This is a genomic window from Bacillus sp. AFS040349 (genome assembly GCF_002577655.1).
In the GTDB taxonomy this organism is placed as follows: domain Bacteria; phylum Bacillota; class Bacilli; order Bacillales; family Bacillaceae; genus Metabacillus.
In genome coordinates, this window is record NZ_NUMC01000066.1 from 1 (window position 1) to 23,706 (window position 23,706).

24 protein-coding genes and 1 riboswitch are annotated in these 23,706 nt (G+C 33.9%); of the genes, 12 read left to right on the forward strand and 12 right to left on the reverse strand.

What is annotated here, in order from left to right; genetic code table 11:
• Positions 1-21 precede the first annotated feature (21 nt).
• From COD11_RS15055 to COD11_RS15065, 3 genes are all read right to left on the reverse strand, one after another.
• The gene (locus tag COD11_RS15055) at positions 22-312 is read right to left on the reverse strand and encodes a YxcD family protein (protein WP_098797724.1); all 291 of its coding nucleotides are present in this window, start codon (positions 310-312) and stop codon (positions 22-24) included.
• A complete protein-coding gene (locus COD11_RS15060; protein ID WP_369689283.1) occupies positions 300-737 on the reverse strand; it encodes a hypothetical protein in 438 nt (145 codons plus the stop codon). Before COD11_RS15060 ends, COD11_RS15055 begins: the two co-directional genes overlap by 13 nt.
• 197 nt (positions 738-934) lie before the next feature.
• Positions 935-1,450 (reverse strand): hypothetical protein, encoded by a 516-nt coding sequence (locus tag COD11_RS15065; RefSeq protein ID WP_098797725.1) that lies wholly within the window; start codon positions 1,448-1,450, stop codon positions 935-937.
• Between the two features lie 288 nt (positions 1,451-1,738).
• On the opposite strand from COD11_RS15065, the gene COD11_RS15070 reads away from it, so the two are divergent.
• Genes COD11_RS15070 through COD11_RS15080 form a run of 3 tightly spaced genes read left to right on the forward strand, consistent with a single transcriptional unit; the run spans position 1,739 to position 4,101 of the window.
• A complete protein-coding gene (locus COD11_RS15070) occupies positions 1,739-2,611 on the forward strand; it encodes an ABC transporter ATP-binding protein (RefSeq protein WP_098797726.1) in 873 nt (290 codons plus the stop codon).
• 18 nt (positions 2,612-2,629) lie between these two features.
• Complete coding sequence (locus COD11_RS15075) at positions 2,630-3,424, forward strand: ABC transporter permease subunit (protein WP_098797727.1); 795 nt, start codon at positions 2,630-2,632, stop codon at positions 3,422-3,424.
• A gap of 38 nt (positions 3,425-3,462) precedes the next feature.
• Entirely contained in the window at positions 3,463-4,101 is a 639-nt protein-coding gene (locus COD11_RS15080) for a TetR/AcrR family transcriptional regulator (RefSeq protein WP_176551103.1), read from the forward strand.
• A gap of 110 nt (positions 4,102-4,211) precedes the next feature.
• Here COD11_RS15080 and COD11_RS15085 read toward each other — a convergent pair whose 3' ends face one another.
• Positions 4,212-5,879, reverse strand: a complete 1,668-nt coding sequence (locus COD11_RS15085) for a ribonuclease J (protein WP_098797729.1) — start codon at positions 5,877-5,879, stop codon at positions 4,212-4,214.
• A 188-nt stretch (positions 5,880-6,067) separates the two neighbouring features.
• Here COD11_RS15085 and COD11_RS15090 point away from each other — a divergent pair, with 188 nt between their 5' ends.
• From COD11_RS15090 to COD11_RS15100, 3 genes are all read left to right on the forward strand, one after another.
• Positions 6,068-6,904 (forward strand): tyrosine-type recombinase/integrase, encoded by an 837-nt coding sequence (locus COD11_RS15090; RefSeq protein ID WP_098797730.1) that lies wholly within the window; start codon positions 6,068-6,070, stop codon positions 6,902-6,904.
• Between the two features lie 334 nt (positions 6,905-7,238).
• The gene (locus tag COD11_RS15095; RefSeq protein WP_098797731.1) at positions 7,239-10,016 is read left to right on the forward strand and encodes a bifunctional diguanylate cyclase/phosphodiesterase; all 2,778 of its coding nucleotides are present in this window, start codon (positions 7,239-7,241) and stop codon (positions 10,014-10,016) included.
• 30 nt (positions 10,017-10,046) lie between these two features.
• Entirely contained in the window at positions 10,047-11,690 is a 1,644-nt protein-coding gene (locus COD11_RS15100; protein ID WP_098797732.1) for a thiamine pyrophosphate-binding protein, read from the forward strand.
• A gap of 90 nt (positions 11,691-11,780) precedes the next feature.
• Here COD11_RS15100 and COD11_RS15105 read toward each other — a convergent pair whose 3' ends face one another.
• Positions 11,781-12,377 carry a class D sortase gene (locus tag COD11_RS15105; RefSeq protein WP_098797733.1) on the reverse strand — a complete coding sequence of 199 codons (597 nt, stop codon included), beginning with the start codon at positions 12,375-12,377 and terminating at the stop codon, positions 11,781-11,783.
• The gene (locus tag COD11_RS15110) at positions 12,377-13,333 is read right to left on the reverse strand and encodes a processed acidic surface protein (RefSeq protein WP_098797734.1); all 957 of its coding nucleotides are present in this window, start codon (positions 13,331-13,333) and stop codon (positions 12,377-12,379) included. The genes COD11_RS15105 and COD11_RS15110 overlap by 1 nt, the downstream gene beginning before the upstream one ends.
• Positions 13,334-13,495: 162 nt before the next feature.
• On the opposite strand from COD11_RS15110, the gene COD11_RS15115 reads away from it, so the two are divergent.
• The 4 genes from COD11_RS15115 (at position 13,496) to COD11_RS15130 (ending at position 17,612) form a co-directional block, all read left to right on the forward strand.
• Positions 13,496-14,827, forward strand: a complete 1,332-nt coding sequence (locus COD11_RS15115; RefSeq protein ID WP_098797763.1) for a spore germination protein — start codon at positions 13,496-13,498, stop codon at positions 14,825-14,827.
• Between the two features lie 68 nt (positions 14,828-14,895).
• Positions 14,896-15,987 carry a GerAB/ArcD/ProY family transporter gene (locus COD11_RS15120; protein WP_176551104.1) on the forward strand — a complete coding sequence of 364 codons (1,092 nt, stop codon included), beginning with the start codon at positions 14,896-14,898 and terminating at the stop codon, positions 15,985-15,987.
• A complete protein-coding gene (locus COD11_RS15125; protein WP_098797736.1) occupies positions 15,984-17,102 on the forward strand; it encodes a Ger(x)C family spore germination protein in 1,119 nt (372 codons plus the stop codon). The genes COD11_RS15120 and COD11_RS15125 overlap by 4 nt, the downstream gene beginning before the upstream one ends.
• 72 nt (positions 17,103-17,174) lie before the next feature.
• On the forward strand, positions 17,175-17,612 hold the full coding sequence (locus tag COD11_RS15130) for a YmaF family protein (protein WP_098797737.1): 438 nt from the start codon (positions 17,175-17,177) through the stop codon (positions 17,610-17,612).
• A 36-nt stretch (positions 17,613-17,648) separates the two neighbouring features.
• Here the strand turns inward: COD11_RS15130 and thiC are convergent, their stop codons facing one another.
• From thiC to COD11_RS15155, 5 genes are all read right to left on the reverse strand, one after another.
• Positions 17,649-19,406, reverse strand: a complete 1,758-nt coding sequence (thiC, locus tag COD11_RS15135) for a phosphomethylpyrimidine synthase ThiC (RefSeq protein WP_098797738.1) — start codon at positions 19,404-19,406, stop codon at positions 17,649-17,651.
• Positions 19,407-19,538: 132 nt separating this feature from the next.
• Positions 19,539-19,654, reverse strand: a riboswitch (TPP riboswitch).
• Positions 19,655-19,744: 90 nt separating this feature from the next.
• Entirely contained in the window at positions 19,745-20,395 is a 651-nt protein-coding gene (locus tag COD11_RS15140; protein WP_098797739.1) for an MOSC domain-containing protein, read from the reverse strand.
• An 88-nt stretch (positions 20,396-20,483) separates the two neighbouring features.
• Entirely contained in the window at positions 20,484-20,660 is a 177-nt protein-coding gene (locus tag COD11_RS15145) for an aspartyl-phosphate phosphatase Spo0E family protein (RefSeq protein WP_098797740.1), read from the reverse strand.
• 256 nt (positions 20,661-20,916) lie between these two features.
• Positions 20,917-21,255 (reverse strand): MerR family transcriptional regulator, encoded by a 339-nt coding sequence (locus COD11_RS15150; protein ID WP_098797741.1) that lies wholly within the window; start codon positions 21,253-21,255, stop codon positions 20,917-20,919.
• A gap of 235 nt (positions 21,256-21,490) precedes the next feature.
• Positions 21,491-21,763, reverse strand: coding sequence for a hypothetical protein (locus tag COD11_RS15155; protein WP_098797742.1), 273 nt, complete (start codon positions 21,761-21,763; stop codon positions 21,491-21,493).
• A gap of 173 nt (positions 21,764-21,936) precedes the next feature.
• Between COD11_RS15155 and COD11_RS15160 the strand changes: the two genes are divergently transcribed.
• Complete coding sequence (locus COD11_RS15160; RefSeq protein ID WP_098797743.1) at positions 21,937-22,122, forward strand: Fur-regulated basic protein FbpA; 186 nt, start codon at positions 21,937-21,939, stop codon at positions 22,120-22,122.
• A gap of 53 nt (positions 22,123-22,175) precedes the next feature.
• Here the strand turns inward: COD11_RS15160 and COD11_RS15165 are convergent, their stop codons facing one another.
• On the reverse strand, positions 22,176-22,928 hold the full coding sequence (locus COD11_RS15165; RefSeq protein WP_098797744.1) for a nucleotidyltransferase domain-containing protein: 753 nt from the start codon (positions 22,926-22,928) through the stop codon (positions 22,176-22,178).
• A gap of 137 nt (positions 22,929-23,065) precedes the next feature.
• Here COD11_RS15165 and COD11_RS15170 point away from each other — a divergent pair, with 137 nt between their 5' ends.
• The gene (locus COD11_RS15170; RefSeq protein ID WP_098797745.1) at positions 23,066-23,524 is read left to right on the forward strand and encodes a MarR family winged helix-turn-helix transcriptional regulator; all 459 of its coding nucleotides are present in this window, start codon (positions 23,066-23,068) and stop codon (positions 23,522-23,524) included.
• Positions 23,525-23,706: the final 182 nt, after the last annotated feature.

Below are 23,706 nucleotides of genomic sequence, written 5' to 3' on the forward strand. Positions count from 1 at the left end.
GACTTTTGGGTCAGCCCCTTGTTATTTAATCAACGAAATAATTCCCTCATCATCATCTAATACTAGCTCTATTGCGGCAGCGAAAGGATCGATATTCATTTCGGTTTCTAACCAAAAACGAATGGCCTCTATTATATTGGCGGTTATCAATATTTGCTTACGATCCTGAATATATGCTTCAGCAGAAAAGCCGTAGTCATCATCATATAATAGCTCGATTTCTACGTCCGAAGGCTTTATTTTTCTTTTGTGAGCAATGTGTAAACATAGTGCATTTACAATGTTTTGTTCAGAAAGCTTTATTTGCCCCATATTGTATCTTCCTTGTGTTTACGTTTATTTTTATTTACAAAGTAAACAAATACTTTTCTGATAATAAAAATAACGGCAAAAATGGCTAAAACATTAATAACTAGGCCAATTAATGAACCTAAAATGCCAAGATTACTTAACAATCCCCCAAGTAATAAACCAGCTAACCCACCTAAGAACAAACCTTTCATTAAACTGCCGGCTTTTGGCTTTGTAGTAGTGTTGCTTTTTGTTGTAGAGGATTTTTGCTGAGTATCATCCTTTTTAATAAGTGACGGGCTGTTTGTATTTGAGTTAAACGATTTTTTACCAGATTTGTAGCCCTTTGCGCTAACTGTTGTAACTTGATCTCCAACTAAGAAGCCACTTATTGGAGTGAAAAGTAAGGTAATAGCGAGCATTGCTGAAAATAATTTCTTTATCATGGTGTATGTTCCTCCCTTTAAAAATGAGCAGTCACTTTTGTGACAATTAGTACTACGGTCTATCATATAGAAAGGTTTCATTTTTGAAAAGTTTTTTTAATCTGTTATTCCAACTTGTAGAAAGGGGAAAGAAATCAAAAAAATAGATCATTTTGATTCAGTTGAAGACGTTAACTGATTCAAAATGATCCATTTATTTATCTATACCACATAATTTCCCCAGATTTGTGGTCATAATTAATTTCAACATGAAAATCATGTTTTTCATAAAAGTGAACAAGTCTGTCAACATGATCCCAATCTCTTTTGGCAATGTCACCTGTAATTTTAGGAATGTTTTGCTCAATTGCAAGTTCTTTTAAGTAGTCCATACATATGGAGCCATATCCTTTATTGGCAGGCCCTTTAATATCACCAATGTGGATCGTTTCATCATCAATATAAGTTGCGTGAATGGAAAAATCCCACTTACCTTTATAGGAGGTTTCACAGTCGCATAACATAATTTTACAGGATTGCTCATCTTCTGGAGTATAAACGATAACTAACTTATCTTCTTTTGTTTGGTCAACACCTAGAACCTTACTTCTTTTGGCAATTTCCTTTAAATTGTCCTGCATCCTAAAGACTTGAAACTCAAGATCCTCTAATTCTTCTTTCAATTCTTCTGGATTATCAGAACGTTGGTCAACTTCTAATAGTTTACTAAACATTATTTCGCCCCTTTCATAGCTTATTTTGATGTGTGCAGGTATTTAGCGATTGTAAAATGATATATCTTCTTAAACTATATGAATGGTGTCTTCTTATCTTATTCATACGTAATAAAAAATGTTGCAACAAACAGTGTAATATTATAAAGGGTATTTTAAAACTATGCAATAGTTTCGTGTGCAAAATGTGGTTAATTATTCTTTTTTAAAACATTGACTAACCAGTCAATGTGGATTAAACTAAAATTGACTGATCAGTCAATATGACCTCATATAGGAGGAAGTTATATGAAAATAATCGAGATTAATAATTTGACCAAAAGCTATAAAAAAAACAGAGGAATTGATGACCTTTCCCTTTCAATTCATAAGGGGGAAATCTTCGGCTTTATTGGACCGAACGGGGCAGGGAAAAGCACAACAATACGTACATTGTTAAATTTTATTCACCCAACAAGTGGAACAGCCAAAATCTTTGGAAAAGATAGTGTGAAAGATTCAAAGGAAATTCGTAAGGAAGTTGGTTATTTACCATCTGAAGTTCATTACTATGATGATATGAAAGCTTTAGATTTACTTCAGTATTCTGCTAAATTTCATCAATACTCAAATGATCAACGAATCGTAGAATTAGCCGAGAAGCTTCATTTAGACCTTAATAAAAAAATTGAAGATCTATCGTTTGGAAATAGAAAAAAAGTGGGGATAATTCAAGCGCTTCTCCACGAACCAAAATTGCTCATTTTGGATGAACCAACAGGGGGATTAGATCCGTTGATGCAGCATACTTTTTTTGAACTATTAAAGATCGAGCGGGATAAAGGAGCAACCATTTTCTTTTCCTCTCATATCTTAAGTGAAGTTCAGAAAATGTGTGACCGTGTTGCGATTATTAAAGAAGGTAAATTATTAAAAGTAGAACGAGTTGAGAAGTTACTTAAAAATAATGTAAAAAAAATAAGCCTTACCTTTCAAGATGAAAATGAGCAAGCAATTGAAGAGATTGAGGGAATGAATAAAGTGAAAAACGGTGATGATTGGACCTTTTTGTATAGTGGCGATATAAATAGACTTCTTCATAAGATGTCAACACTACATGTGAAAGATTTACTAATAGAAGAGCCTTCTTTAGAGGAAGTTTTCATTCATTATTATGAGTAGGAAAGGGAGGGGATTTAAATGATATATCAACGTGAGTTAAAGAAAAACTTAAAATCACTTATCATTTGGGGGTTTGCATTAAGTGGAATCATTTTAATGACACTTAGCATTTATCCTCAATTTACTCAGGATCAAGAAACAATGAAGGAATTGCTTAATGCTTACCCGGATTCTTTTAAACAAGCATTTGGAATGGACCGCCTTGATTATGGATCTTTACTCGGATTTTATGGAGTTCAAGTTCACTTTATGACAACGTTATTTGGGAGTATCTTTGCGGTTATGTTAGCTTCAAATATTGTCGCTAAGGAAGAAAATGAAAAAACAATTGAATTTTTATTATCAAAGCCAATTACTCGTATGCAAATTATGACTGAAAAGTGGCTAGCTGTTATGACAAATATTGCTCTGTTAAATATAATCATTATGGTGATTTCTCTCATTGGCTTTCAATTTGCTGAGGAAGATCCGTCGATGAAAACGTTTATTTTGCTTGTTTTAGCAACTTTTCTACTGCATATTACATTTGCAGCTATATCATTCTTACTTTCAACGACAATGAAAAAGGCTAGAACAATCACATCGGTTTCATTAGGCTTTGTTTTTTTATCATATTTTTTAAGTGTAGTATCTGGTATTACCGAGAACTTGGAAGGACTCAAATATTTTAGTTTCTTCAAATATATCGATGCTGCTGACATTATTGCAAATCAATCCATTAAACTACTTTTTCTATGTATCATGATAACTATAGCTACTATAATGATCGTGTTAAGCTATGTTGCTTATCATCGAAAAGATATTGCTGTATAATCAGACAAAATGATAGTAATTAATTTGAGGTGTACACGTTGTATTCTGCATTTGAAAAATTACCTGATGAAAAGAGAGAAAAGATTTTAACAATCTGTATCGAAGAGTTTTCAAAAACTGGCTATGAAAAAACCTCAACTGAGACAATTACTTCAAGAGCTGGTATATCAAAAGGAATTCTTTTTCATTATTTTAAAAGTAAGAAAAACCTTTATTTATATGTTGTTGACTATTGCAGGCAGCTAATCGGAGATAAAATTATCGAAGAAATAAAAAAGGTTAAGACCGATGATTTTTTTGAAAGAATAAAAGAGGTTGTTCTCATTAAACAACGAATTCAATATGACTTTTTAATTGAAACAAAACTCGTTACAAGTGCTACTATTCATCCACCGGTTGAATTAAAAGAACAATTACAGAATTTGTTACAAAAAAATACTGATCAATATAGTGGAGAATTTTTAGCGAAGCTGTTAGATAAACAATTATTAGAAGGTCAAACCTCACCTGAAAAAATAATAGAATTAACTATGCTTGCATTAGATTCTGTTACTAAAAAATATGTTCATCTTTTTGAAAGTAAACAGCTAGAATATGACGATATACTAGAAAAAATGATGCCGGAACTTGATGAATATATTGATATTATTAAATATGGTGTGTATGGAAGTCGTTGATATGAACTTCACCATGTTGGGAAAAGATCAGTAGCGATACTGTTCTTTTTTGTTGGTTTCAATCTACAAAAAATCGGGTGGTGCCAGGTACCACCCGAACTGCTATGCTTTTACACTTCTATAATGATAGGAAGTATCATAGGTTTTCTTTTTGTCTGCTTATATAAATGCTGACCAATTGTTTTTTTGATGTTTTGTTTCATGACGTTCCATTGGTGAACTCTTTCTCTTTGTAGATCTTTAATAATTCGTTCTACTTGACGGTTAACATCTTTTAATAGGTCTTCAGAGTTTCGGGCATAAACAAATCCTCTTGAAATTGTGTCTGGTCCGGAAATGATTTTTTTATCGGCTTTACTTAAGGTAATCACTATAACAAGCATACCGTCCTCGGATAATTGTTTTCGATCTCTTAGAACAATATCACCTATATCACCCACGCCAATTCCGTCCACAAATGTGTTCCCTGCATGTACTTTTCTAGTTTGACGGGCTTCTTGGTTTTCAATGTCAACCACATCGCCCAGGTTTACGATAAAGGTATGATCTTTTTCTACTCCAACCGACTCAGCTAATAAACGGTGTTGATGTAACATTCTATATTCACCATGTATGGGAATAAAATATTTTGGCATCATTAATGTAAGCATAAGCTTTAGATCTTCTTGATATCCATGTCCTGAAACATGCATGCCTGTTGAACTTCCTGAACCGTAAATGACTTTAGCCCCAAGTGTAAACAAGTTGTCAATAATCTTCGAGACATTCCGTTCATTACCAGGTATTGGAGAAGCTGCTAATATGACTGTATCACCTGCAAGTATTTCTGCGTCACGATAATTTGAAGTGGAAAGTCGAGCAAGTGCAGCTAGTGGCTCTCCTTGACTACCAGTACATAATATAGCAACTTTTTCCGGGGCGAGCTCATTTATTTGACTAGGTTGAATCAACATACCCTCAGGAATGGTTAAATAGCCTCGTTCAATAGCTACATCAACCACATTCACCATACTTCTACCTAGAAGTGCAAGCTTTCTATTGGTTTTGAGTGCAGCATCAACAACTTGTTGAACACGATTAACATTTGAAGCGAAGGTGGAGACAATGACTTTTCTTGTGGCTTTAATAAAAGCTTCCTCCATATGCTCGCCAACCATTTGTTCTGATGGAGTTAAACCCGAGCGTTCTGCATTAGTACTTTCTGATAAAAGAGCTAGAACACCTTTTCTACCAATCTCAGCCATTTTGTGGATATCTGAATGTTGATCATTTACAGGAGTTAAATCGAATTTAAAGTCTCCAGTATGTACGACAACTCCTTCAGGTGTGTGAAAAACAATTCCCAAACAGTCTGGAATACTGTGATTAGTTTTAAAAAAGCTTAAGGAAATTTTATTAAATTCTACAGTAGATTCAGAATCTATTTGAATCAATTCAGTTTCTCTTACAAGATTATGTTCCATTAGCTTTAATTCAATTAAACCAAGTGTAAAACGTGTTCCATATATAGGAACATTCAATTTCTTGAGAAAGTAGGGAATACCACCAATATGGTCTTCATGGCCGTGTGTTACAACTAACGCTTTTATTTTTTCTTTGTTTTCTTCTAAGTAGGTTAAGTCAGGAATGATTAAATCAATACCTAATAGATTTTCATCTGGAAATTTACCTCCGCAATCGACTACAATGATTTCATCGGCATATTGAATCACATACATGTTTTTCCCGATTTCATTCACGCCACCAAGTGCGAATAATGATAATTGATCCGTGGCCATCATATGTCCTCCTATGCAAATAGTATTCATATTATGCCAATAATTTGGTTGTTTATTTGTTAATCGTAAAAAAAACTAGGGTTTTCTTAATTAAAGGAAAAAATTTTGCAGAGAAGTTGAGGTAACTGAATTTCTGTTATATAATAGGTAAGAATCAAATATTCTAAAAATTAGGACGGTGATTCAATATGAACACTGAGAAGAATATGATTGAGGAATTTAGTATTTGGCAAAAACAACTAGGAAAAGCTGATGGTACAATCAAAACCTATATTGGTGTACTAGAAAAATTCGAGGCTTGGTTATCATCAAAAGGTAAATCACTAAATTCGGTCTCTAAGAATGATGTTCAGTTATATATGGATGAACTTGAGAATCAACAAAAAACGGCTGGAACAATTGAAAAATATTTAGCGGCTATTAGTGTTTTTGTTCGTTTTATAGACAAGTCTGAAATTGTTTTGGATATCAAGCGTAAAGAGAAGATTAAGGATACAAGCATTCCTGAATCTCTGGAAGAAAGTGAAGAGAAAAAACTATTACTTGAAGTTAAAGCAGATGGTAATCTTCGCAATATAGCGATTGTTTATACACTATTATATACGGGCATTCGTATATCTGAACTATGTGCTTTAAATTTTGATGATATTCAAGAGGTTGATGGAAAAAAGAAGTTATTAATAAAAGATAATGATGGTGAGATTGATCGTTTTATTCCATTAACAACAGATGTAAGTTATCATCTGGAGAATTATATTGATTCTTTAACTATTAAAAAAGATGCCATTTTTGTATCAAGTGTGAATAAGCGGCTCTCTACTAGAGCTGTGCAGTATATGTTACAAAAATATGATGTTAATCCACATAAGCTTCGTCATACATTTTGCCAGAAGCTAATTAATAAAGGAATTAATCTTCATATAGTTGCAAAATTAGCAGGTCATAAAGACGTTAATGTGACAAAAAGATATGTTGGAAATACACAGCCAAATTTGGATAATGCAATTGATCAAGCTTTTTCATAGGATACACACGGATGCTTTGTCATGGTTAAACCACGTTATATAACGTGGTTTATTTTTTGTGAAACTAATTTTTTGAAAATTGTTGTTCTAAGAAAAAGCAGATTGTTTTTCAATTGAATAACATACTAACCATTATGGATATTCATTCCCTTTATACTATGACTATTGAACTATTTGATTGTAGAAATTTGGTGCTTATGACCTTTTTATTATTGGTGCTAATATAATATGCTTAATTTAATAGAATTATAGTTTGTCGATTTTTAGAAGATTTTTTATATAAACTAGAATATGTTGTCAAATACATAGGTTGTTTGTCATTGGGGGGATATTGATGATTGAAGAACACACGAGATACTCTCGTCTCGCACATATTACAAAATTAATTAATACAAAACTAGAATTGCATGAAGTGTTAGGGCATGTTGTAACGGCCATCTCTGAGGAAATCTTCCAGTGTGATTCAGTTGGAATATACCTCCCTCAAGAAGATGGGACATATCGGGGGTTTGTTGGTAAGCCTGAGTATATTAATGGTGCCACATTGGATATGCATGTAATTGATCCTAAGAAAGACCTCCTTGCAAATGAGGTCCTTGAAACAAAGGAAAGTATTTATATTCCTGATACGTCAAAGGATTCTAGGCCTGACCGTAGAGCGGTCGAGGCATTTAAGATAACTTCTCTTTTAGCACTGCCTATTAATTATGAAGATGAAGTATACGGACTGGTGTTTCTATTTAACTATGGAGTTTATATGAATCTTAAAGATGCTGAGATTCAGGCAGTAGAAGCTTATGTGAATATGGCTGCAGTTGCTATAAGAAATGCGAACAACCTGACAAAAAAGGAAAATCTTATTTCAGAAAAACAGCTTCTTATTGATGTTACAAAGGAACTGTCTCTTTGTTCTACTTTAAATGAAGTATTGGATAAATGTTTTTCATATGTAGGAATAGTCTTGAAAAATAAAAATATTGGGGCTCATTTATTAGATCCTGTTGCAGAAAAACAAATTAAGCCAGCCAGTCTTAGTAAAGGAAGCGATTGGACAGAAGAAGCCTGGATGAAAACTCATAATGTTATAAACATCGACCATTCAACAGATAAACTTTTTCAAGAGGTTATAAAAACGAAAAAGGCTGTGTTCATCCCGGATGTTTACTGCGACCCACGTCCTAACCATGAGGCGTGCCGTTCATTTGGTATTAAAGGTATTCTTATGCTGCCAATTGTAACAATGGGTGAAATATTGGGATTACTTGCTATTGTAAATCTAGGACAAAATAAACGTGTTTACACACAAGCTGAAATTCAGTTAGCACAGTCTATTGTTGAAGCGACTGCGTCTGTTTTATCACATATTATTTATATGGAGAAACAGGAACTTATCATAAAGAAGAGAACCTGTGAGTTAACAGAAAAAAATACGGAGCTTGAGGATGTTGTTGGAGAATTACAACGTTTAAGTCGTGAAAAGGAATTGATTCTAAATTCGGCAGGAGATGGAATTGTCGGTGTTAACATTGAAGGTAACATCTCTTTTTGTAATCCAGCTTCCGAAACAATATTAGGTTATAGTGAAAAGGAACTAATCGGTAAACCGTATAAAATCTTTTTTCATAAAAGTGATCAAACTCTACATAAGCAGGGGAATAAAGGTAACGGTGTAACAACCTATACTGATGCAGTATTTATTCGTAAAGATGGATCAAATTGTCCGGTTGAATATTCCTCAACGCCAATTAAAGAAGAAAAAAAGCTAGTTGGCTACGTTGTAACATTTAAAGACATTACGTACCGAAAACAAATGGAAGAGAAAATAAACTATCATGCTTATTATGATAGTTTAACAAATCTTCCTAATCGACTGTTATTAAAAGATCGACTTGATCAAGGATTAGTATATGCACAGTTGCACAAAGAAAAACTAGCGGTGCTGTTTTTGGATTTAGACCGATTTAAAACCATTAATGATATGCTTGGCCATAGCTATGGTGATTTATTATTAAGAATGGTAGCAAAAAGATTAAAAGAATGTGCTTACAATGGCTGCACGGTTTCACGTCAAGGTGGGGATGAATTTACTATTATTTTACCTGTAGCACGAAATGAATTCGCGATAAGGGAATTCGCGGAAAATATTATCTCTGCTTTTGAGGAACCTTTTGATCTTAATGGAAATGAGATTTTTGTTAAGGCGAGTATCGGCATTAGCTTGTTTCCTCAAGACGGTGAGAAAGCTGATGACTTAATTAAAAAAGCTGATACAGCCATGTACAAAGTGAAGGAACTTTCAGGAAATGATTATCAATTTTATACTTCGTCAATGGACAAGCGGACAATGGATAATGTGAAACTGGAAACGTCTTTATACCGAGCGTTGGATCTTAATGAATTTCTTGTAGTATATCAACCGCAATTTGATTATAAGCATAAGAAAGTTATTGGAGTGGAAGCACTTCTTAGATGGAACCACAGTTCAAAAGGAATGATTCCACCAGGACAGTTTATTCCACTTGCTGAAGAAACAGGGCTTATCGTGCAAATAGGTGAATGGGTACTTAAACAATCATGTAAACAACTTAAGGAATGGCAAGAAAAAGGATATAAGCATTTCTCAATATCTGTTAATGTATCGGCTCAGCAATTTAATAAAAAAGACTTTGTCACTATGGTTAAAAATATCTTAGCAGAAACACAACTTGATCCCAGTTATCTAGAGCTCGAATTAACTGAAAACTTGATTATCCAAAATACTGAGGAAACTCTATCTAAGATGTCTGAACTTAAAAAATTAGGAATTAAGATTTCAATTGATGATTTTGGAACAGGATACTCATCACTAGGATATTTAAGGAACTTTCCAATCAATACGTTAAAAATTGATCGATCTTTTATTAACGATGTTTGTCACGATTCAAAAAATGCAGCAATAACCAATACAATTATTACATTAGCGCACAATTTAAACTTACATGTTATTGCTGAAGGTGTGGAAACCAAAGATCAAATTGATTTTCTCTTATCAAGTGATTGTCACCTTGTGCAAGGTTTCTACTTTTCACCACCTGTAAAAGCAGACGATTTTTTTGAAAAGTACTTAAATTAGTTTTTACTATTTAATAGTCAGGAGGATAAAATGAAGGCAATTCGAGCTGTGCTTAACTATTTACATAATGGTGGAGTGAAATATATATTTGGAATTCCAGCAGGTTCTGTGAATGCGTTTTTTGATGAGTTGTATGATCTCCCAGAGATAACTCCTATTGTTACAAAGCATGAAGGTGCTGCTTCATATATGGCTGCTTCTTATGCAAAATATTCTCAGAGTTTAAGTGTTTGTATAGGATGTAGTGGACCAGGTGGTACAAACTTAGTTACAGGTGCAGCAAATGCAATGCGAGAGCATTTACCCGTTTTGTTTATAACAGGTGCTGTTCCTGTAAATACTGTTGGACTTAATGCTTCGCAAGAGCTAAATGCACAACCAGTATTTGAACCTGTTACGAAGTTTAGTGCTACTGTAAACCGTTCTGATGAACTTATGGACATTGTTGAAGAAGCGGTGAATATTGCCATGTCAGGTGTTCCGGGGCCAGTTCATGTTGCGATCCCAATAGATATTCAGCTTGAAATGGTTGATGAAAATATTGAAATTCCTGGATTCCCAGTCATGAAAAAGGTTGTTCCTCAACAAGAGATTGTAGAAAAAACTGCCCAAAGGTTGCTACACCATCAAGATGGAATTATTTTTGTCGGACAAGGAGCAAGACAAGCTGTTGATGAAGTAATTGAATTAGCAGAACTACTAAATATGTCAATTATTTGTTCTCCGCAAGCAAAAGGTTTAATGGAAGACAGTCATCCGCTGTTTAAAGGAGTATTTGGTTTTGCTGGTCATGAGAAGGCTTCTGAAATTGTTAATGAAAGCCAAGGGGATACTCTTCTTGTTGTTGGTTCAAGCTTAGGTGAAACTGCCACAAATAATTGGAATGTTAATTTAACAAAAAATAGAGAAGTTATCCAAATTGATTTCGATTCAACTGTTTTTAATCGCAAATACCAAGTTAATATACCTATAGTAGGGGATTGTAAGTTAACATTACGTACAATCATTGAAGAGGTGAAAAAGCATGTTAATGATCAACATGTTTATTTCAAGAAAGAAGAGTTTTTCGAACTTGAACATCATTTGGGAGAGTTTAACTCTCAAAATGTGTTAGTAGCTCTACAAAGAAGTTTACCAGAGTCTACTCGATATACAATTGACATTGGTGAATTCATGTCATATGTTATTCATTACATGAAGGTAAAAGAGCCTCATACATTTGATATTAATGTCCATTTCGGTGCCATGGGTACTGGAATAGGAACAGCAATAGGAAGTAAATTAGCTGAACCCAAAAGAGATGTTGTTTGTATAACAGGTGACGGTTGTTTCTTTATGCACGGTATGGAAATATTAACAGCAAAGGAATATGAGTTACCTATCCTTTTTGTTGTGATGAATAATGCACGTCTTGGTATGGTTTATCATGGACATAACTTACAATATCAACGATCGCATTCACGCTTCGAACAAAAAGCAGTGAGTATTGCTACAGTAGCAGAATCAATGGGTATATCCAGTGCATGTGTTCAACGAATGGAAGATTTAACACCAGAACTTATTCTACAGCTACAGTCTGAAAAGGGCCCTTCTGTATTGGAAATTCAACTTGTTGATCAAAATATTCCACCAATGGGTGATCGAGTAAAATTTCTTTCATCGTTTGGAAAATAAGAAACTCTTTAGATGGTTAATAACATTCACCACAACGGTATATGACAATAAAAAGCTGACGGTATTTTTGCCGTCAGCTTTTTTACTATTTTATTGTTCAATTTTTGGCTTTGTAATTAACTCGGCTTCAATAATGTATCGTTGTGGTGCTGGTCCGATATAGGTGAAAGGATAGCAGGTTGTAAGTGTTAGCGTACTTTTTGGTTTCGGAACAATTACCGTTTTATCGTTTTTATTGACAATTCTAATCTTTTTAATTTTGTATATAAAAGAAAAATCTGAACGGTTCACGATTAGTTTATCTCCAACGACTAAAGAATCAAGTTGACGAAAAAAGGTATCGCGATGTGCTGATAAGACTGAGTTACTATCCTCACCAGGTAAGGGTGTTGATGTTATATGACCAACACCCTTTTTAAGGATTTCCTCACTTGCTCCCTGAAATATAGGCAATGTTCTATCGAGCTTAGGAATAGTTAATATTCCTATTTTAGCACCTTCTTCAGGAGGGTCTGAATTGACGGTTTTTATTGTTTTACCTTGTTGAGGTGGAGAATAGGATGCTTTTACCTCTTGTTCGTTTATCGATTGAAATCCAATTGTAATCCAATAGGTTTGATAGATAAAAACGGTGATTCCAACTAAGATTAGCCCGATAGATAGATAAGAGACAATCCTAGTAGCCATTACTTAACCTGTTGAGGTCTTTTTGTTAAGAAAAATCCTGTTATTCCCACACCAATAGCTAATAATCCGAGAAGCATATTCATCCATAATGAAGAAGCTGTATCCGGTAATCGGTTGTGTAGAAGGTTAGTTAGCTCTCCGGCCATATCTCCTACTTCCGCAAGTTCAATACCAGATTCAATAAAGAATTCAGAGCTTAACATATCTTCAGATAAACTCATATCTAAAAGCATATCTCCATTTGTGTTATATAACTCTATTGTTAATGTATTACCATATAGCTCTTCCATATTCATTAGTTCTTTAAAAGTAACCTCTGTTCGCACTCCATTGTTATCATCTAAATAGAAGCGTGCATCTAGTTGTAAAACCTTCATCATATCTTGAAGGATTGAAACTAATTCATCCTGTTGTGCATCAGTTAAAACTGACATATCTTCCATCATTAAAAATGGATCAAGCCTTGTTATTATGCGTTCCATTTCTTGCTCTAACTGCTGTTCATCAAGTGCCATGAAATGGTTAAATAAGGAGTCTACCTCTTCATCAGTTAAACCGATTAAAGCTAGAAATTCCTCAATCTCTGCCATTTCTCCATCATGATCTAAATAAAAGCTTAAGGCAACATCAAGATCTTCAATGAAATAATAATCATCAAGAGTTTCACCAAATTCGGCTAAAACAACATCCATTTCTTGTCTGGTCATTTCATAAGAAGCTAATAATTCAGCTAGGTTTTCATCAGTTATCGGAGTTCCTAACATAAAGCGAAGATCTTCTGCTGTTTCAAAATCATCTAAACTTAATTCATAATACTCAAGATAATCTATTAACTCTTGTTGCGACCATCCTAATTCGGTTAATATCTGATCAATATCTTCCTGAGGTGGTGCAGCAAGTGCAGGTTGCTGTGTTAAACAAAACAATGCAACACATAAAACAATTATTTTTTTCATAAAAATTCCCTCCAAAAATAGTAGATGATGGTAGTATTAGAACAATTTCCATAACTATTCATAAATAGGGAAAAAACTACAGTTATTCACTCAATATGTATGATTTTCCATCTAGAGGCAAAAGCTATAGAAAACGCAGCATCAAATGAGGGGAACTTTGTTATGAATAGTGAAAAAGATCAGGTGGTAGCTACTATTAAGGAGGAACTTAAGGGTTCTTCAGACTTGGTGGTTCAACAATTGGATGCGAAAGAGAAAAAATGCGAATTTTATTATATTAGCAGCATTTGCAATAAAAAAAAGATACATGATGATATTTTAACGCCTTTTTTTGAGGTTGAGGATATTAAAAAGTACAAAGATTATTTGTTTTCACTGTCAGGAATTAGAGAACTGAAACAAGATGATAATCCAGTCGATTTATTAATACGTGGTTCTATGGTTATTTCAATTAATGAAGCATTATTAACGATGGAAATAAAAGAGTTTGTAAACAAAAACATTCCTGAAACAACAATTGAAACAACAATTCAAGGGCCTCAAACAGGATTTAGTGAAGATTTAGAAACAAATATAAACATTCTTCGTCATCGCTATCATCAACCAACACTGGTGATAGAAGATGAAAAGGTTGGGAAAAAAACACAACAGAATATAAATATTATTTACGATTCTAAAGAGGTTGATTGGGACGTATTAAGAGATTTCAAAGACAAACTTAAAGCAATCGATAAGGATGTGGTTCAATCATCCGGGCAACTCTCAAGGTTAATAAGTGGAAAAAAGGCATTCTTATTTCCGACCATTGTTATATCCGAACGACCTGATCGAGTTGCCTATAACTTATCAAAAGGTAAGGTAATCATTTTAATGGAAGGTACAAGGTTTGCGCTTATTTTGCCTTCGGTCTTTTATGACTTTATGAGTTCAATGGATGATTTGTATCAACCGAAAGGAATTACAAGATTTCTTCTCTTTTTAAGGTATTTTGGCCTTGCTACTGCTCTTTTACTTCCTGCGATATATGTAGGAATTACTGCATTTAATCCAGAGTTGTTTAGGGTCCAGCTCGCTCTGTCAATTGCAGGCAGTCGTGCGTCTGTTCCATATCCTGCTTATATTGAAGTGTTATTTATGTTAATAATGATGGAGCTTTTAACAGAGGCAAGTATTCGGTTGCCAAAAGCAATAGGACCAACTGCTACAACAGTTGGAGGTCTTATTTTGGGGCAAGCGGCTACAGAGGCAGGGCTTGTGAGTAATATTATGATTATTATTGTATCAGCAGTTGCAATATCTAACTTTGTTATCCCAATAAATGAAATGGGCTTTGCGATGAGGGTGACAAAATACTTTTTACTTGCAATGGCAACCTTTATAGGATTAATTGGAGTTATCGTAGCTTTAATAGGACTCATTTTTTATTTAGTTAGTTTGAATAGTTTTGGACAGCCATATTTAGGAGTCTTTCTTAAAGAAAACTTAAAAAAATGAATATTAGGAAATACGTAATGTAATGAGGAGCATTATCCCAATTCTACTAAAAAACTAGGAAGATGATTATGTCAAAGCGGTTTATCTATGTCATGTTAATTCTAAATATGTTAACAAATATCGTAGCTTATGTTCCAATGGTATTAATAGAAAATCGAAGTAATGGCTCAATATTAGCTATGATTTTAGCTGTACCGATCGGGATTATAATCATCTATTTTTTCACAAGGTATATGAGCAATTTCCCATACATGGGATTGCCAGAAATACTTGATAAATATACACCTAAATGGTTTCGATTAATTTTTCTGTTTATACAAGGTGTTTTATGGTACGTAGCAGGATTAGTTACATTAGTTGCTTTTACGAATATTTCAAAGCAGTATATTAATCCCGATATGGATGAGCTTCTGATTATGGTTACTTTTTTAATTGTCATTGTATTTGGAGCAATTTTACCATCAAAAAAGGTCTTATATGCAACGGAAATTATCTTATTACTTAATCTCCCCTTCATTGCTTTTATCATATTTAAGTCATACTTCAATGAAGACTTAATGTGGGATTCAGTTCGTGTTGCTGTAACGCATTTTCAAGAATTTCCAAGTTTTGAATCAATTTCTACGGCTACATTTGTTTACACAGGTTACACAAATCTTGTTATTTTTAATCGTTTATATAAGGAAGTAAAAGTTAAATATTTATGGCTTGTTGGAGTACTAGGATTTTTCACATTAATCACTACTTTTATCATTCCAATAGGGCTGAATGGATTTGATGGAGTTGAATCCTTTACATTTCCTTGGATTGCGACAACAGAAGCAATGCGAATTGAGTTAGGTTTTATTGAAAGAATTAGTTTTCTTTTCCTAGCTTTATATATCAATGTTTCTTTAGCCAGTGTTATACTCCATTGGCATGTGGGATTAGAGCAGTTAAAGAGTGTTTTCCCAGCTATTAAATTTAAAAACAAAGATATTAAGCCTTTTATTCTTGTTGGAACTTTTGCATTGTTAGGTTTGGTTGTTCAACATTTTTTTCAGGAAAAGACGATAGGAGATATTGCAAAAGTGTGGATGATGCTCTTGTTGCCTGCCCAAATTGCGGGCTTAGTCCTTTTGAAGATATTATCAATAAGAAAGGAAAAGCTCTCAAAATGAAAATCAGAATCTTATTGGTTGTTTCCGCTATGCTCCTATTCTTAGGTGGGTGTGGATATAAAGATATTGACCGGCGCTTTTTTGTTGTTTCGGTTGGAGTGGACAAATCTGAGGGAAATGAGAATAAGTATGATATTACGTTAAAGTTAGCAGTTCCATCAAGTGAAACAAAAACAGGAAGCAATGAATCACGGATGATGACCGAATCCGCTGAAACGATTTCTGAGGCAGTAAGAATAATTAAGTCAAAAGTAGATAAAGAGTTAGATTTTAGCCATACAAAAATGATTATATTAGGTGAAAATATTGTTGAAGAGGACTTAACAAATATCCTAGATTGGTTTTATCGTAGACGTGATATTCAAGCTATTGCCTGGATGGCAGTTGGAAGCCCATCTGCTCTATCAGTACTTGAAGCAGAGCCTCCCGGAGAGAGAGTACCATCAAATGCACTGTTTTTGAGCTTTGGGAATTTTGGAACTGAAACACCCTATATAACATCTATTTATGTATTTGACTTTAGAAGAAAGCAAACAGAAAGAGGCATTGATCCTGTTTTGCCAATTATTAAAACTGACGAGGAAGCATTCTCTATTAACAAAACAAGCCTTCTCTCAAATATGAAACAAGCCTTAATTTTGTCAGGGGAAGAAACAAAATACTTTAACATGTTAAGAAATAGGGCTTCAAAATTTGAAATTAAGGTAGTAAAAGCAGGGAAACCCTATTTTGTTTTTTCAACAGATAAGATTAAGGCAAGCTTTGATTTGAAAACTGACAAAAACAATCGTCCTGTTATATCTTATGATGTTCATCTAAGTGGTATTGTTGAAGAAGCTTTTGAAACATTAGATGAAGGTAAAGCTAGTGAGTATGAAAAAAAGGTAAAAATTGAAGTGAAAAAACAAATTAACAGCCTGCTAAAGAAAATGCAAAAGGAAAAGGTAGATCCACTTGGGTTTGGATTAAGGTATCGTGCAACAAAAACAGGTAAAGAATTTAATAAAATAGAAAAATGGGATGAAATTTATCCTGATGTTCAATTTAAAGTAAATATATCAGTGGAAATGAAGAATGTAGGAATAATACATGACCAGGAAGGATATCCTGAATGATTAATTAGAGACAACTTTCCATCAGGAATAAATTTTCATATGAAAAAGTAAGCAGCTTGATGGAGGGATAGTATGATATTAATAGGTGCAGATAAACCACACCATGCTCACAGATTTTCAGCTGTCACAACGACATATCGGGAACATTTTCATATAATTGATGGATTTACAAGGGAAGTAAATGGCAATAGTTTTGATCGCCACCGCCATTTATATAGAGGAATTACTTCTTTTAAAAATAAACATTATCATCGATTCTATGGTGAAACAGGTCCTGCTATACCGTTACCGGGTGGAGGTCATTATCACTTATTTGAAGATCGAACTTATTATAATTATGACGAGCCGATCGATATAGAATATGGTGGTGTGCTGTATGGTGATGGAGAACGTCCAAAACACGATCACCGATTTAAGGGAAGAACTTATGGGATTGTGGGGGAAGATCCGCTTGCTAGAATATCATGTACGGGAATTGCGACTAATTTAATTAATCATAAAGGCTCATGAAAAAAGAGGCGGGGTTTACCCCACCTCTTTATTTTTTTATCTATAAATCTTTGAACCACCGTCAATAAATTCTTTTGACTTTTCTTTCATTCCTTCAGTTAATAACTCATGCATTGGTTTACTTGAGTCATTCCCCAATTCTCTAATGTCATGTGATATTCTCATAGAGCAAAATTTCGGTCCGCACATTGAACAAAAGTGAGCTGTTTTTGCCCCTTCAGCAGGTAAAGTTTCATCATGGTATTCTCTTGCTCTTTCTGGATCTAAGGAAAGATTAAACTGATCATGCCACCTAAATTCGAAGCGTGCCTTTGAAAGAGCATCATCTCTGTTTTGTGCTCCAGGATGACCTTTTGCTAGATCTGCAGCATGTGCTGCAATTTTGTAGGCAATTACACCTTCTCGAACATCTTCTTTATTTGGTAAACCTAAATGCTCTTTTGGTGTTACATAGCAAAGCATGGCTGTTCCGAACCAACCAATCATCGCAGCACCTATAGCAGAAGTGATGTGATCATAGCCTGGAGCAATATCAGTAGTTAACGGACCTAAGGTGTAAAATGGAGCTTCTTTACAAATCTCCTGCTGCTTCTCAACATTCTCTTTTATAAGATGCATTGGAACATGGCCTGGGCCTTCAATCATCACTTGAACATCGTAATTCCATGCGATCTCTGTTAATTCACCAAGAGTCTCCAGCTCAGCAAATTGAGCTTCATCATTTGCATCGGCGATCGAGCCTGGTCTTAATCCATCACCTAAAGAAATGGAAATATCATATTTTGAGAGAATTTCACAAATATCTTGGAAGTGAGTATATAAGAAATTTTCTTTGTGATGAGCTAAACACCATTGCGCTAAAATGGAGCCGCCTCTAGAAACAATTCCAGTGGTCCGTTTAACTGTTAAAGGGATATATCTAAGAAGTACTCCAGCATGTATAGTAAAATAATCTACCCCTTGTTCTGCCTGTTCAATAAGCGTGTCACGATAAACTTCCCATGTTAAATCTTCAGCAATTCCATTCACTTTTTCCAATGCCTGATAAATAGGGACAGTACCAACGGGAACAGGAGAATTTCGGATAATCCATTCACGGGTTGTATGAATGTTTTTCCCTGTTGAAAGGTCCATTATCGTGTCTGCTCCCCACCTAGTTGCCCATGTCATTTTTTCAACTTCTTCTTCGATAGAAGAGGAAACAGCAGAATTTCCGATATTAGCATTAATTTTAACGTGAAAATTTTTCCCTATAATCATTGGTTCTGTTTCGGGATGATTAATATTTGCGGGAATAATAGCACGGCCAGATGCAACTTCTTCACGTACATATTCGGGGTCCATTTGCTCTCGAATAGCAATATACTCCATTTCGGGTGTTATAATCCCATTTCTAGCATAATAAAGCTGTGTTACGCGGTTACCGTCTTTTGCCACAAACGGGTGAATTTGATTAGAGGGAAAAACCTCTAAGTTAGAATGTTTACTAGAAGCTTTATATCCATTATCCTCTGGCTTAATTTCTCGTCCTTCGTATCGTTTAACATCATTACGATCAAGGATCCATTTTTCTCTCGCTCTTGGTAATCCTTTTCTAATATCAATTTCAGCAGTTATATCAGTGTATGGTCCACTAGTGTCATAAACTCGAACAGGTGGATTAACTTCTTCACCATATGTATTCTTCGTTACACTCTGAGTAATTTCTCTTACAGGAACTTGAATGTCAGGATTACTTCCTTGTACATAAACTTTTTTACTTCCGGAAAATGGCTGTTTAATTGTAATCTTCATACTTTCTCCTCCTTGAAAATGAAAGTGATCGATTGAAACATCAGCGGAAGGCAAAAATAAAAACGGGTTCTGAAATTCAGAACCCGTTCAATAGGTGTAGGTAGAAATGTAAAAAGATGCGCGCTTATCCCTTTACAATTGTCGCTACTTCCCTACGCTGGTATCATCCAGATCAGGTTCAAAGGGTCAAAGAACTTCAAACGCGTTCCTCTCTCAGTCCAAGCTAATGGACTCCCCTAGTAGAAAATGGTAATTTAATTAAAATCAGTTATAATCATAACATAATTATCCATATAGTCAACAGAATATTTTGAATAATAAGAGGAGGTGAAGTACCCTTACCTTTTCATCAATTGTCGACGGAGCTTCTTCATACGGACGTGCCATTCTTCAGATAGTTCACTAAGAGATAGAATCTTTTCAACTTGAGATAGATCATCTTTTTGATGGAAAAATGTATCGTGAATGGCTGCAACTGAAATTCCTGCAGAATGTTTTTTTAACAGTTTAATACTTGAATTTGAAGAGATTTTCCCTTCCTCTAAAACACGAAAGAAATAACCGGTATAACCATGTTCAACGATCTTATTTAATAATGTGTTGATATCTGTATACTTGTTGATCGTTGAACAAGGAAATCGTCCTTGTGAAACTTGAACTACAACTTCACCAATTTGATAAATATCACCTATACATACATCTGTTTCTTTCATACCTGAAACTGTTAGGTTTTCTCCAAAAGCAGCTTTTGGTAATGTTTGTTTATAAAGGTTCTCCCAAAATTCATAATGTTCGTAGGGATAAACACAAATGACACGTTCAGCCCCTCCATGGTACTCGTGGTTAGCTACATCATCGTCTACAATATTGCTTGCTTTAACCTCTAGTTTTTCAACTTGATTCTTACATATCCCTGAGCGAAATTCTTTTCCTTTATGTTCAAGTGTAGATGGTTTTCCTTTACTAAGCCAAATAATTTTTTGATTCAATAGTATCACTTCCTCATGTATTTATCTTTGTGTCAATAATAGAAAAAAATACACCATAACCTTATTAAATGGTGTATTTTCAAGAAAGCTAAATTTTTTTTTTCTTATTTATAGGTAAAGGATTATTTTTATTCATTTCAATATTTAAAATTTCATCTAAGTTTTGACTAGCAACCAATGTTCGTTGTGCACTAATTCCATCTTCTTTGGCGATTGAAAACATTCTTTTTCGGTATTCTTCTATTACTGCATCTAGTGATTTCACACTGAACACCTCGAGATTTACATATATAGATATATAGGTGGTAAAAAGTCCTATTAAATCTATTATCGGTTATTTTTGCCAATTGTAAATAGGGAAATATGCTTTTTATGTGTAATTTTTTGAAAATATAGAAAAAAGAAGGGTTAACGATTGTGGAATGAGAGAATAAGGGGAAATATCAGCTAGTTTGTTTATTGAGGGAAGCTAAAATTTATCGCTGCAGCAAGAGATGATGTGCTGTCTGCAGCGATAATGATTAATTTCTGCCACGTCCAAACCTGAATTGTGCGTTCAACTGACCTTGTAGCATTTTTTTTCTAACATCAGCTTCACTTTCTCGTTGTCTTTCTTTTAATCTCATTTCTTTTAAGATTTCAGTTGTTTGTACACCGTCCTCTCGTTTATCTGCGATGTCCATTAGTGTCTCAATATCAGAGAACGAATATTTTCTAGTACCTCGTTCATTCCGATATGGAGCAATTAGTTTTCTTTCTTCATAATATCGAATTTGTCTCAACGTTAATCCAGTCAACTCACTGACAGTACCAATTGAGATTACCTTTTTATCCTTGTATGAGCGGTCTTGGTGATTCATTACTCCACCCCTTAAAACATTCTTTTTACAAGTATATCCTGTTATGTAAGGAATGGCTTTTGTTTTGTTAGAAAATCTAACATAAAAATATGGGATTTTAAAATGGGTGTTAGGAATACTCACAGTGAAACTGAATCTTCTTTTAGATGAGGATAAAATGGGGAAAAACGCAAGGGATTTATAACATCGTTAGAACATTCTGAGCATTCACGTTGCTTAATCAGAAATTGCATATTCAACCTATAAATTCTTTATAGGAATCGTGAGGAAACCCGGTATTGAGTTGCACGAGGATTTGTTGGGTAAGAAAGCTTAAAAAGGTGAGTGGAAATATTGAGGTTACCTCTTCATACTGATTTGTTTTAGAATTGTAAATTGTTAGGATATCAATTTTCTCATTTTTTAAGATTGCCATGTATAATTGCTGAGCTTTCGGCTCATCTTGGTTAAGGTAGAAAACCGTTGTTCTCAAATGATCTGCCTTTTTTGCTATAACCTTTACTTTCACAAGTTTCAACTCCTTAAAGTGTTGAAACTATTGTCGACAAATTTTTAAGAATTTAATCAAATTAATACAATCTTAATAACTCGAAAGAAAATCTTAACATTATATTAATCGTCACATAATATTTTTGAGGTAAAGTAAGAAAGGTAAAATTATTAAATATGGAGATGAGTGCTATGAGCAAAATGTTACAAACTGCACTTGAGGAACAAAGAAATTATTACTCTCAAAAACTACTTGCAATTGGTGTTTATAATGGTCAGGTTATGAATAAGATGACGCTAACCGAACTTAAAAATGAATATAATTATTTCTATCATAATGTTCCGAATGTAAAGAAAAAAGGGAATTCTGCGGGATGATAGAGGATGAGAGCTCCACTTAATAGATAAAGAGCTCTCTATACATTACATGCTTATTCTTGTATGGATTTAATAAAAAATTCATTAAATGGGTCGTGTAATATGGTCTTAAGTGCTTGGAATTCTTTTTTTACTTGATCAAGATTCTCTATGGAGGAGTGGATATAGAGATCAAGAATTTCTGAACGGAAATCATGTTGATCATTTTTTTTACAGTGAATTAATCTGTCAATTTCAGTCAATACAAGATGATCATTTGAACATTCCTCAAAGATCCATTTCTTCCCTATTTCTGGAAACTCACGATGATTAACAATCCACATACAGCATGCAATGGGTTTTATTACATTTAAATATAGTTTTGTTTTTGATTTATTCGTTTCAAATAAAGATTGATGATTTCTTTTTGCCATGCTTAAATAGTGATGCAGGACGGAAACTGGGGAAAAAGAAAGTTTTGATAGTTTTCTTATTTCTTTTCTAAAAGAAGGGTGACTATGATAGATGATAGGAGAATGAATCCACTCTAGCAATGTTGGATTAGATTTCAAAAGTAGTTGCAGAGCTTTTTTTATATCCCACCCAACATATTCCTCGTTATCATTTATAGAATACTCTAAGGTATTCTTTCCTTCTATAAGCTGTAAGTACCGGTTCATTTCACGTTTATAAATAAATCGAACATCACAATCACTAAAAGATGTGTTCATATTCCATGCTCTGCTTCCAGATTCGCACGCATATAGAATTTTAATATTTTGCTCTTTTTCTATTTTCTCTAATGTTTCTAGTATTTTTTTATTCATAAGTCACCTCAAGATACATCTTTTCTTCTTTTTCTCCTTTAATACCTTCAAATATTCAATGATTAATAGTAAAATAAAAAAGAATCTAAAAATTGAATAGTTTATCTATGGTTAATTTTGAACAAGAGGGCGATGGAATGAGATCATTTACTGAAGAAGAATTACAGAATGCATTAGATTTATTTCGTGTATTTGCAAGAGCTTTTAAAAGTATTTCCGAGCATTCTATCCGAGATAGTAAAGAGCACGGGTTTAATCCAACAGAATTTGCTGTTTTGGAATTATTGTTTACAAAGGGGCCGCAAAAATTACAGCAAATTGGTTCAAGATTGTTACTTGTTAGTGGAAATGTTACCTATGTTATAGATAAGCTTGAAAAAAACGAGTTTATCTATCGAGAACAGGATCCTAAGGATAAGCGTTCTATTTACGCTAAACTAACTGACAAAGGGCAAAACTATCTAGAAGAAATCTATCCTATACATGCTATACGGATTGCTCGTGCATTTTCAGGTCTTTCGGATGAAGAACAGGAACAATTGAAAGCGTTATTAAAAAAAGCTGGAGTTCATAGTCAACACTTGCTATTTAGATAGACAAAATGTTAATTAGTTTTGTAAACGTTTTCCGAGGAGTGACTCATACAGGTCACTCCTTTTTATTTTCTAAAACAAAATAAGATAAACCACTAAGCTGTATATTTGCCCTTGTAAAGATAGTCACGTATCCTAATAATTAAATGCTACGAAAAGAATGGATGACTCAAAACATGTTAAAA